The 8,967-nt window shown below is 45.4% G+C and carries 9 protein-coding genes; 5 read left to right on the forward strand and 4 right to left on the reverse strand.

The features are described from left to right. Positions 1 to 10: 10 nt before the first annotated feature. Entirely contained in the window at positions 11 to 430 is a 420-nt protein-coding gene (locus tag L696_RS0101925) for a GNAT family N-acetyltransferase (protein WP_025682148.1), read from the reverse strand. A gap of 39 nt (positions 431 to 469) precedes the next feature. Further along, complete coding sequence (locus L696_RS0101930) at positions 470 to 1,051, reverse strand: TetR/AcrR family transcriptional regulator (protein WP_025682149.1); 582 nt, start codon at positions 1,049 to 1,051, stop codon at positions 470 to 472. A gap of 268 nt (positions 1,052 to 1,319) precedes the next feature. Between L696_RS0101930 and lpdA the strand changes: the two genes are divergently transcribed. From lpdA to L696_RS0101945, 3 genes are all read left to right on the forward strand, one after another. After that, a complete protein-coding gene (gene lpdA, locus L696_RS0101935) occupies positions 1,320 to 2,711 on the forward strand; it encodes a dihydrolipoyl dehydrogenase (protein ID WP_025682150.1) in 1,392 nt (463 codons plus the stop codon). 72 nt (positions 2,712 to 2,783) lie between these two features. Beyond that, entirely contained in the window at positions 2,784 to 3,206 is a 423-nt protein-coding gene (locus L696_RS0101940; RefSeq protein ID WP_025682151.1) for an HlyD family secretion protein, read from the forward strand. Continuing rightward, positions 3,190 to 4,338, forward strand: coding sequence for an ABC transporter permease (locus L696_RS0101945; protein ID WP_025682152.1), 1,149 nt, complete (start codon positions 3,190 to 3,192; stop codon positions 4,336 to 4,338). The genes L696_RS0101940 and L696_RS0101945 overlap by 17 nt, the downstream gene beginning before the upstream one ends. A 101-nt stretch (positions 4,339 to 4,439) precedes the next feature. Here the strand turns inward: L696_RS0101945 and L696_RS0101950 are convergent, their stop codons facing one another. Further along, entirely contained in the window at positions 4,440 to 5,603 is a 1,164-nt protein-coding gene (locus tag L696_RS0101950; protein ID WP_025682153.1) for an MFS transporter, read from the reverse strand. 123 nt (positions 5,604 to 5,726) lie between these two features. On the opposite strand from L696_RS0101950, the gene L696_RS0101955 reads away from it, so the two are divergent. Further along, entirely contained in the window at positions 5,727 to 6,617 is an 891-nt protein-coding gene (locus L696_RS0101955; protein ID WP_025682154.1) for a LysR family transcriptional regulator, read from the forward strand. Between the two features lie 69 nt (positions 6,618 to 6,686). Then, positions 6,687 to 7,250 (forward strand): GNAT family N-acetyltransferase, encoded by a 564-nt coding sequence (locus tag L696_RS0101960; RefSeq protein WP_025682155.1) that lies wholly within the window; start codon positions 6,687 to 6,689, stop codon positions 7,248 to 7,250. A 1,533-nt stretch (positions 7,251 to 8,783) separates the two neighbouring features. Here L696_RS0101960 and L696_RS0101965 read toward each other — a convergent pair. Then, positions 8,784 to 8,967: S-layer homology domain-containing protein (locus L696_RS0101965; RefSeq protein WP_025682156.1), on the reverse strand; the 184-nt coding region annotated here is incomplete at its 5' end.

Below are 8,967 nucleotides of genomic sequence, written 5' to 3' on the forward strand. Positions count from 1 at the left end.
GAATCAGGACTCATTCATATACAAGAACCCAATATCTCGCTCCGGGTTCGCCTTCTTCTACGACAGTTTTCCAGCCCTGCTTTTTATAGAAACGAAGCGCTTTATGATTGTCAGAGACACATTTTAACGTAACTGGTGTTCCCAGTTCGGCCACGGATTGCTGAAGCAGCTGCTTACCAACCCCTTTGCCGACAGCAGTTGGGTGTACAAACAAATTATGAATAAAACGATTAGGTACATATAATGAAGCAAATCCAAGAACTTGATCGTTTTCCTCTGCCAAAAGAATTTTTTCTTCCGATGTATCCCGGTCAAAATCTTCAAGAGACATCTCATCCGCATTGGCCCAGTGAAAGCTCTCACGACGGGAATCCAGATATATTTGTCTCAATTGCTGATAGTCTGCAATACTCGCTTCTCTTATTAACATCAGATCAATCCCCCTATTCTCCATGTCAGAGATTTAGTTTTAATTTGAGGCGGCTTCTACAATTCGTTTTGCCTGTGCTCGGCCTGTCAGTAATAAATCATCACTGAACTTTGAATCACTGACCGCACGTGCCAAAGCAACTGAACCAACCATAATGCTTACAAGTGCGTAACCGATACCTGTTTCGATTCCTGCCATATTTGTAATAAACACGATAAAACGCTGTAACTCACGGGTGTAGGTTTCCCGAATCTCCTCCGATAATTGAGAAATTTCTCCCGACAGAGCAGGCAGAATACAGCCGATCTCTGACTGATCCCGATGAAGGGGGCTTAAATAAAATTCAATAACGGCCTCAATCGGCGGCTGATCTTTATCTTTGTTTTTGTCAGCAACTCGCTGTAGCATTTCGATGGTTTCACCAATGGCAAAATGACATGTCTCCATCACAAGCTGATCTTTGTTTTCAAAATGGGAGTAGAATCCTCCATGTGTCAGCCCCGCCCCTTTCATAATATAGGGGAGGCTGATATTCCGAACGCCATTGGTTCGAAATGCTTTTGCCGCGCTGCTGATAATATGTTTTCGGACTTTGATTTTGTGCCCTTCCGGATAAGGCATGCGTCTTCCTCTCCTTTGTTTGTATCAATAATTTTCCCCTTCATTATGAGAAAGCACTGATCTTCATTATTTGGAATGCACTCTTGTGATTTTTTAATGAATTCAAGCATCTTATCAAAATATTATAATCATCATATTATGTGGTGTCAATTCAATGAAATGCATGGTTTTTCGGAGCAGATGCAACAGAAATAGTGTATTGACTCCTGTAAAATATGATGCATATAATATATTATGATCATCATATTTCAATGCGGAGGTGCGCAAAATGAAACATTTGGAATTTGTGGATACTTTAGTAATCGGATCAGGACCGGGAGGTTATGTGGCCGCTTTACGCTCGTCGCAGCTTGGCATGAAGATAGCTATTGTAGAGCGTCAACAGATCGGCGGCGTATGTACACATACGGGTTGTATTCCTTCCAAAGCGCTGATTGCAGAAGCAGAGCGATTTAACATGCGCAGACAATGGGGTCCTGTTAACGGGGAAAATGCTTATGAAGAGGCTCAGGTCTTCAAGCAGGCTGTGGTGAATAAGCAGTCTGGAGGTGTGCAATTTTTGCTGAAAACGGCGGGTGTTAACGTTCTGGAAGGTGAAGCCAGCTTGATTGATGCACATACCGCACGTGTATATCATGCTGATCACGGCGAGCAGCAAATAAGCTTTAAACATCTCATTTTGGCAGTAGGGTCCCGTCCGATTGAAATACCTTCTCTTCCCTTTGGCGGCCGCATCCTGTCTTCCACTGAAGCACTGTCCCTGCCTCATATTCCTGAAAGTCTTGTTGTCGTTGGCGGCGGTTATATCGGAGTGGAGCTGGGTCAGATGTTTGCCAGATTTGGAGCCCAAGTTACGATTCTTGAGGGCGGCGAGCAAGTGCTGCCTGGATTTGAAGGAGAGCTTGCAGCACCTGTCATTCGGCAACTGAAGCAGGATGGAATCACGATGATTACAGGAGCAAAGGTTACAGGTGCCGAGCAGCATACCAACAGTATTGATCTGCACTATATACATCAGCATGAGCAGTGTGTTGTTCGAGCTGAATATGCCCTGGTTACGGTTGGCAGAAAACCGAATACCGACGGGGCATTGGGTCTTGAACATATCGGCTTGACCTCTACTCCACAAGGACTGATCGAGATTGACGCTCAGTGCAGAACATCCATCCCGCATATCTATGCAATTGGTGATATCGTTCAAGGGCCTGCTCTGGCCCATAAAGCTTCGTATGAAGCAAGGATTGCAGCAGAAGCAATCGCAGGCGAACCCTCTGTGATCGACTACAAGGCCATTCCGCTGGTGGTATTTTCACATCCGGAAATAACGAGTGTTGGGTTAAGTGAAACGGCGTGTAAGCAAAAATCGATTCCGGTTGTCGTTGGAAAATCTGTTTTTTCCATTAATGGCCGTGCCCTGGCTCTGAAGGAAACCGAAGGTTTTGTCAAGATTGTAGCTCATGCTGTATCCGGTCTTGTATTAGGTGCGCAGATTGTAGGCGCTGAAGCCTCTACCCTTATATCCGAGTTGTCCCTTGCTATTGAGATGGGAGCGACGGTAGAAGATCTGGCGATGACCATTCACCCGCATCCGACGCTGGGTGAGATCATTATTGAGGCCGCAGAGCAAGCCTGTCGGAAAATGGAAAAAAATCAAGTTTGATCAGGCAGGGTATGTTGTGCGTAAACGGTTTCAGGACATATTTGAAACAATTAGAAATAGGGAGAGATGAGTGTGAGGTTAAAATGGGGATTGTATGCGGTCATAACTTTGATCATTATTTTGACAGGCGGTTTGTTAATTGCAAATGGTACAGATGCCGTGAGTCAGGCCGAGAATAAAAAGCAGGGAATACTGAATACGGAGCCGAATACAGCAGCATTTTACGTCGATCTCTACATTCCGGAATCGCAGATTAAGAAGTTTCGTGCAGAGCAAAAGGTAAAGGTGCATTTTCCTTATTTCGAAGAAGCTCTTATAAAAGAAGGCGTAGTGACTTCGGCAGCCCCTTCTCCTCAATTCGCCAACCTGCGCATGACGCGGGAAAAAGGACAGGCAGATGTGAGTATGTTTCTCATCAGAATATCGATTCCAGCAAGCGAAGAACTGCTTCCGGGTATGACTGCGGAGGTGCAGCTTGATGAAATCACTGGCTGATGAATGGCAACATCTACGCGGGAGTAAGTGGATCATTATTATTTTTGCTGCTCCTCTGATTGCTGCTGTATTTTTCGGGCTTATGTTTTCCCGGAATCAGCTGAGCGAAACACCTGTTGTGGTGGTGGATGAGGACCACTCTTCCTATTCGAGACAGCTCATTGAGAAAATCAATGCTTCTCAATCTATGGAAATCACCAATGTATTTCCCAATCGACTCTCTCCCGATACGCTGCTGGCGAATGAACAGGCTGTGGCAGTCATCCTCATCCCGGACGGCTTGCAGCGGCGAAAAGACAAGGGCTTGTCCTCAAGCATCGGGATCTGGATGGACAATACGATGCCTTCCAGCCTGAGCGGAATTCGGCCTGCAATTCAGGAAATAATAACGACCGAGAATATGACGCTTGCTCTAACACGTCTTACTCAAACCGGACTAGATATGGAATCAGCCCAAAATTTGGTGTTCCCTCTATCTCTGGTGCAGCGCATGTTATATAACCCAACCTCAAGTTATATGGGTACGATGGTGATTGGATTCGTTAATATCATTATTCTGATGCTCACGACAGGTGCGGCTGGAGCGATCACATCCCGCCTTCGGCAAGAAGGCAAGCTATTGTCTGCGGGAAATTCCCCCTTCCAGCTTTGGATTCGGGCCCTGCCTTATGCGATATTATGCACCTGCTCCTCTCTGCTTAGTTACGGGATGTTAAAGCAGGTGGGGCATATGCGATTTGAAGCAGCTCCTTATATCTTTATCTTTCCTTTACTGCTGTATTCCATGGCATTATGTTTGCTTGCGATGCTGCTCGGATATTCTGTTCCAGACGTGTCCAAAGTCGGTGCACGAATGAGTCTCATCCTGTACCCTTCATTTCTCGTAACGGGTATTCAATTAACACCGCTTGCGTTTCCAACGTTCTTTCAAGTTACAGCTTGGGCTCTGCCTATGAACTGGCTCAATCGTATGATCCGTGGTATGGCCTTCCGACACGGTGAATTGGGTTTTTACAGTGTAGAGCTGGGGGCATGTATTTCGATCATTGGTATTGCTTCATTAGGCATCGGGTTATTGCTGCGGCGAGAGTCGCGGTTGCACTCGTTGAATCTTGAAGCTGAAGCCCTTTAGCATGAAAAATCGCCGCAAGCCTAATAGAACATAGGCTGCGGCAATTTGTGCTGTGAAAGCTAGTGACACCTGTTACGGCGACTTGTATCTTCTTGGTTCTTTTACGGCTTATGAGGTGCCTCTGCAGCTTTTCTCCCCATAGACATGGACAGCTGTACACTAATCATCAGCACCACGATGACCAGCATAGCCATGATTGAGGCGTTGAAATGTCCGCTGAGATCAAAGATCCATCCGATAACAAGCGGGCCGAAAGCACCCATAATATAACCTCCCATCTGTGACATCGCCGACCAGGTTCCCGCTTCCTCCGCCGTGCCCGTTTCCACAATAGGCAGCATCAGTGCCAGAGGAAATAATCCACCAGCACCTACACCCAGAAAAAGTACGGCTGAAAGCATTGGAACAGGTGACAAAAGTAATGCTAGACCAATGAGTTCGGACACACTGCACAAGACCAGCCACCGTTTGAGCTTCCCTGAGCGATTCACAAGATTTGGAACGAGCAGCGCAACAGGTACTTGACTCAGTGTGAATAAGGTGAGCAGCATCGCTGCATCTTGTGTGCTGTATCCAAAGCTAAGGGCAATTGGTGAAATCCAGGCCGTCAAGCTATAGAACATGCTGGCCATGAACCCAAAAAATAAGGTGAATTGAATCGCCTTTTTGTTGCCAAGCGGCAGTCTGAGACGTTGTGCCTTGCTGTTTGAAGGTAGTTTTTTTCGAATAAGTGCCATCCAGAAGATTAGAGCGATGACTCCAAGCACAGCCCAGCAGGACAAGGCCATTGAAAGATTATGCTGACTATGATTATAGATGGGAATGGTTAACCCTGATGCCAGTGCTGCACCAATGGTCATGGAGACGGAATAGATACTGACAATGCCGGGGCGGCCGGGAAAGTACTTTTTGATAAAACTGGACAGCAGCGGGCCAGCGAAGCTGATCCCGATCCCTCCGCACAAAGCGGTAACCAGCAGTATAGTGACAGATCGATCTGCACCGCGTAGTGCAGTAGCTAATGTGATGAGAAGCAGCGATATAAAAAGGGTTCGTTCCAGACCCAACCGCTGACTTAACGCTGTGGCGGCCGGGGCAAACAGTCCCATACACAGGACAGGCAGTGTTGTCAAAAGGCTTGCTGTCAACGCGCTTATACTGAGCTCGGATTGAATCATACCCATCATGGATGCCACTGAAGTAATGATAGGACGCAGGTTCAATGCCGCGATAAATAGAGCAAATAAATAGAATGTTTTTTTCACCGTTCTCTTCCTCCTGAGTCTTGTTGAAGTCACTTTGAGTATAAGTCTGCCTTTTTCATTGATCAATCCAATAATTCGTATTATTATGATAGTAAAATACTATGATAGGTGGAGATGATAAAGATGGACACCCGAAATATAACGTATTTTATGGCAGTCTATGAGCATCTTCACTTTACGAAGGCGGCAGAGATTTTGGGCATTTCGCAGCCTACGCTGAGTCAGCAGATTCGTCTGCTGGAAGCGGAAGTGGGCATGCCGCTTTTCGATCGGATTGGCAAAAAGGTAGTTGCAACCGAGGCTGGCAGGCTGCTTCACCAATATGGCATGAAAATGCTTCAGGCTGAAATGGATGCCAAAAGTGCGATTAAAGAGCTGTTATCCGAGAAACGTGGAACCGTTCGGCTGGCTGTACTGCCCTCCGATCTTGATTTTCAGCTCGTTCCGCTCTTTATTGAATTCAAGATGATGTACCCCGACACCAAGCTGCAGGCCTTTTCAACGATCTACGTCCGGGACGAAGTACTGGCACATAAAGTGGATCTAGGTATTGGGCTGCGTGGTCCCATGGATAAACGACTGGTGCAGATTCCGCTGGGAAGTGAGCCATATGAACTGTTTGTTCATTCATCAAGTGAGCTGGCGAAGAAACAGGAGGTCACCCTTGAGGAATTGGCGCAACTGGCTCTGGTGATGTACCCGAAAGGGTATTTGGGTAGAGATTTGGTGGATGAGGTTTGTCGGGAACAAGGCCTGGAGTTAACTACAGTTATGGAGGCAGGGTCCGCATCTTCCCTGCTGCAGTTGGTTGCCGCTGGCATTGGTGCCACAATTCAGCCGAGAGAACTGTTAAAACAGCATTCGGGCTGGGAAGATATCGTAACGATACCGATTGCTGGACCTGCACCTGTTCGTCACATGGAGCTGACATACTACGCGGACCGATTCATCAGCAAAGCGCAGCAGCAGCTGTCGGAATGGCTGATTGAATTTTTTAAATCCAAAACGGGCTGAGATGCAGCAGAATCGTTTGGTAGCCTTTGGAGAATAGTGAAAATCAAAGAGAACAAGTGAGGTTTGCTTATGGAGAAATCGAACGAAGTATTTGCAGTTTCGGAGCGTCTGGTAATTCGGCAGTTCGGTATACACGATGTGCAGCCCTTCTATCAATACCGGTCTAATCCAGAAGCTTCCCGTTTTCAATCCTGGGAAAATTATACGCTTGAAGATGCTGAAGCATTTGTCAGCAAACAAATGGCAACTTCCCCTAATCAGCCTGGGACGTGGTTTCAATACGCAATTGCTTTGGGTACGTCTGATCGATTGATTGGGGATTGCGCCATTCATACAATCGGTGCCGAACCTCGAATTGTCGAGCTCGGATTCACTCTCGCACCTGAGTACCAAGGAAAAGGATATATGCATGAGGCACTTTGTGCCCTGCTTGACTATGTTTTTGGCTCGCTGAATAAACATAAAATGATCGCTTTTACCGATGTACGCAATACAAAATCCATTCAATTGCTTGAACGCCTAGGCATGAGACTTGAAGGGCATTTGCTCGAAAACTATATGATCAAAGGCCATTGGGTAGATGAGTATCAATATGCGGTTTTGCAATCGAAGTGGTTAAAAAAACGTCAGTAATATTGTATGAGGAGCCTATTCATTATAAAAAGCAATCGTATTTTAAAGTTCTAATGGGGTGATTACTTTATTCGGTACCCATCCCTTCTCACCCTGACGGGTGACCACGAGACTGTATTCCACATAATATGTTGTGTATTTATACGAATATTCTATCAAAATGTTATACAACTATAAATATGACTATGTTCATTTTCTCTATAGTGAGTGATGCTTAACAATAAGATGGCCCTGGTGAACAAAGGAGTTATCTTTTACAAATATTCAAATCATAATATTTACGCGTTCCGCCAAAATCCTGCACACAAAAACCGATATAGATTCTAGTGAACCGGATATACTCCGGGGATTTCACCACACAGATGTTTAATATTCGTCCACTTACCAGCTTGAATTCCTGATGAATCATCGTCTGACGCATTGTCTTGGCATTATTCAGTCAGCCCGTTTTCTTCATGATGCTTCACCCCAATAGAGATAGTCCTGAGTATCGTAATATAGGAGTAGTTTTACCATTTGCTGCAGATAATCCGGAGCGAATTCAAAACAGGTTTCGGTTTTGCACTCAAAAGCCTGGAGTCTGAGGATACCATGCTTTGTCTATATGCGTTGACCTCATCGACTCATCCCTTGCAAGCGTAAAAAGCTAGAAGGTTCCGTCAGAGTATGCTAAATTTGGTCTGTTTTAAGCTTGCATCATCAGTTTTCGCGTCACAAACACCGCTTTTTTTACATACACGACTTTTTTAGATTATTGATGCTTCTGCTATACTACAACTGGCCGTGTTCTGGAATATCGATGATCGAGAGGCAGCCAAAAGTGTAGCGCCTGCACTCTAGGGCAAATCCCCCACTACGGCCAAATATACTGCACCCCTGGGTCCGCCAAGCTATCACGGATATATAACGTTGTTCCTGGTCTCCTCAACAGCGCAGTGGTCGCCTTGACTTCCTCCTGACTCGGGGCAATTAGATACTTCTTCATTAATGCTGCAAAAGGATTTATTAATACGCAGTAGGCCCTTCAATCTTTTTGCTTCGTCGATTTCGTATAACAAGAGTTATGCGTAATTTAAAAGAACAATAGATTTAATGGTCTACTCCTCTTGCTGTATTCTAACAAATGTAGCTTGTCTACGCTCTTCATAATCCGGACCAGAACAAACTAGGAAGGGTTTTGCGTGCACACAATTTGGAAAGATGCTGTAAGTTTGGATTAGTCCATGTACGCGTGAAACTATATGGGACTGCTATCAATTTCTATACAACCAATTCCACTATGGGAATATTCTTATCTAAATCCACCTTAATCAAATAGATCCACTCTTTATGATTTTATGAAGTTATTCTCTTCACTTGTACCATTGTAGGATCACCAGATAGAACAACAATTAATTCAATCCCCCCAATTCGTGATGATGTGTATTAGTGAATTAATGGTGGTACACGCTACATTTTTTCTTGTGCGCACTGAAAAGACTACCGAGATTAACTCAGTAGCCTCAACAGCAACTTAGTATGAACTTGCAAATTTCATTCGACCAGCTTAGAGATCACCTGAGCGCATTCAGCGCGGTTCATGAATTCAAGTGGTATGAACCGGCCCGAACCGTGTCCTGTGAACAAGCCATTATTGATTCCTTTCTGTACTGCAGCGGATGCCCAGGCTGAGACTTCCGCTTGATCTGCAAGCTCGGCTTGCGCGGCAGCCGTTAGT

Source organism: Paenibacillus maysiensis (genome assembly GCF_000520815.1).
Lineage (GTDB): Bacteria > Bacillota > Bacilli > Paenibacillales > Paenibacillaceae > Paenibacillus > Paenibacillus maysiensis.